This window comes from Bacteroidales bacterium (genome assembly GCA_018334875.1).
Lineage (GTDB): Bacteria > Bacteroidota > Bacteroidia > Bacteroidales > UBA12077 > JAGXLC01.
Genome location: JAGXLC010000504.1, coordinates 1 through 2,736, shown reverse-complemented (window position 1 = coordinate 2,736; position 2,736 = coordinate 1). Strand labels below are relative to the sequence as shown.

Annotated in this window: 3 protein-coding genes; 1 reads left to right on the top strand and 2 read right to left on the bottom strand. The window is 39.4% G+C overall.

What is annotated here, in order from left to right:
- A partial coding sequence (locus KGY70_20460) for a C69 family dipeptidase (GenBank protein MBS3777578.1) occupies positions 1-1,114 on the bottom strand: 1,114 nt, incomplete at its 3' end.
- A gap of 315 nt (positions 1,115-1,429) precedes the next feature.
- Entirely contained in the window at positions 1,430-1,744 is a 315-nt protein-coding gene (locus KGY70_20455) for a hypothetical protein (GenBank protein MBS3777577.1), read from the bottom strand.
- A gap of 496 nt (positions 1,745-2,240) precedes the next feature.
- On the opposite strand from KGY70_20455, the gene KGY70_20450 reads away from it, so the two are divergent.
- Positions 2,241-2,736, top strand: a 496-nt coding sequence (locus KGY70_20450) for a PQQ-binding-like beta-propeller repeat protein (GenBank protein MBS3777576.1), incomplete at its 3' end; no start/stop codon positions are given.

The following is a 2,736-nucleotide window of genomic DNA, read 5'->3' as shown; positions in this document are numbered from 1 at the left end:
GCAAAGACAACCTGTCATTTTGGAATTGCCTTCTTCTTTCCTGATAATTGCCCATTACTTTTCGATGGAATCTTTCGGCACGCCACCACAAAGAATCGTCGGCTGTTTTGCCAGGGTTCTTAAAATAATTGGTTTCCAGGGTTTTATGTCCGAAGAAAAAAGGCTTATAAACAGAAAGGCATGGATTCGAAGTTCCGGTTAGCCAGATGGTGTTTCGGTTATTACCAATTTCTGCAATCATGGACCCTGCAGTATGCATTGGATTTGGAAATCCATTTGCATGCATGCAGACAGAGCCTCCGCCATAATTCTTACGGGGTGAAAAATGATCGTTTTTATAATGAGACGTCAAAAGATCTATTGCATGGTTCAACTTGAATTCACCTGAAGGCGGTGCTGAATTTAACAGTGCCCGGTGTCTCATTTTGCTCTTGCTCATATAGGTATAAAACCGATCGGAAAAGGCCTTTCTGAAATTTAGTTTATTCCCTCTTTTTAATAATTTGTGCTGAACGGCAAAATCTTCTAATCCATCGCTGGAAAGATCATAGTCAGAACCAATGGTAAGTCTGTTGGAAATTGGATAATAAATGTTAATTTTTTTAGCTACCCAGTGTTTGTCGACTGTTTCCAATACCCAGGCATTTTTCGGATCTGCAATGATGAAGCTGTTGTGATAATAAAATTTTTTGGTATAACCCCCATTGGCATCCTGACCATATGTTTGCAGTAGGTTTGTTATAAGTTCAATGGCTTTTTCCGAAGTATCCGTTCGTTCTAATGCAAGCCGCAGCAAGTCCATGCCGGACAGACCGTTGTCTTTTTTGGGTATCTTTATCTTTGTAAAAACCGCTTCATTTCCTAGAGCCAACCCATTTTCGTTGATGCCCATTTCCGCGCCCCACATCCAAAAGGGCTTGGATAAAATGACTTCATAAGTATATTTTGCCTGGGGAATGCTGATATAAGTACATCTTACCGTTTTCTCCGACCTTTCCCTGGCAGGTATACGGAGGATAGCCTGTGCTTCATTGGGTTCACGGTCGGAATTTTTCCCGAAAATCATTTTTTGATTTTCAGTACAGTCGGGAGTTGCAACAAAAGTATCACACATTGGAATTTGTTTTTATTTTCTGAACCAAATTATCAAACTTCATTCAAAAAGTCAATATTTTGTGGCTATAAAAATTTGGGAATGATGAATCTTAATGTATGATTTATATTGAGCGAGAGAGAAAGGAAAGATTTATTCGGATAAAAGGCCATCAGGCTAGTCTATTTAGAATAATTCTAAATTTTATTCCGGGAAAATTATAATTTTTTGACATTAGAGTACCCTTCCTTTTCTTCCATCCCGGCAAACAAGAACAGATAAGTGGAGGAAAGATAAGGTATTCATTTTGGTTTACATCTGAAAAATATTCGGAGCCTAATGACTCCACCATCTTTCCAGTCCGACAATAAACCCCCAGATTAATCCAATCAATATCAGAGCAGTACCGGATGCCCGGCCTACAATGCTCCCTTCACTTTCATACGGTAAGGCTACAACGACAATGAAACCAAGAATAATAACAAGCCAGGCATAGATGGATTGTGCCTCAACGATTGTCTTTCTACGTTTTGTGGGTTGAATGGTCCATTTTAACTTGGCCATCTGGGAGATGGGATATCCACACTTCGGGCAGTTCTCTGCCTCTTCTGAAATTTGACTGGTACATTTTGGACAACTTATTAACGACATGATTCTGAATTTTTAAGTGTGATTAGATTGAATGGAAAAATTTCAGAATTGCCTCCTTTCATCTTGTTTTTTGGTGAGTTCGACGTGAAGAATCCGGCTTAAATTCAGCCAGTTTATAACTATAACGAATGACTTATCCAATATCCATATACTATACCCTGTAAAATTTTAAAAAAAATTAACAGGGATACCTAACCCCTTCATTTGGGGCGCCTCATAGAATGCACAAAAGAATTTTTTTTTTGAACAGAAATATTTATTTTAGCTGGAAAACCATACCAAATTTTAACTTAACCCCGCATTAGAAAAACCGGCTTTTTGCGAAATTTATTGAAGCAAAAAGCCAGGTTTTTCAATAGCGGCAGAATTATTCAAGAATAATTCGGGTTAGCTGGAAAACCATACCATTTTTGGACTTAAATTTTATGCTCTATTATTCCGAAATCTTTAAAGGGAAAAATCTGACAACAGACTAACAAACAAAATATATACAGATATGGACGATATTGTTTCCTTTGTGAGTTTTATCCGCAAACCGTTGATTGTTACAGTTGGAGTTGCATTTTTTTTATTTGGCTGTGGTTCAGACCGTAATGATTGGCCCATGTGGAGGTATAATCCGGAAAGACAGGCATCTGCTGATGTCTCCCTGCCGGACAACCCTGAGCTGTTATGGACCAGGCAACTTGAAGAACCCGAACGTTGCTGGCCGTTTCAGTACGAAGATTATTTTACCGGTGGAAATCCCGATCAAATTGGGAAACTTGCTTTTGATGTTTCTTATGAGCCGGTTGTTGGAGAAGGCAAATTGTTTGTTCCTTCTATGGTCTCCGACCGAGTAACAGCCTATTCAGCCAGAAACGGAAAAGAGCTCTGGCGATATTACGTTGACGGCCCGGTAAGGTTTGCTCCCGTATATGATTCCGGTAAGGTTTATTTTGTCTCCGATGACGGCTACCTCTATTGTCTGGATGCCGGTTCGGGAGAGCTTC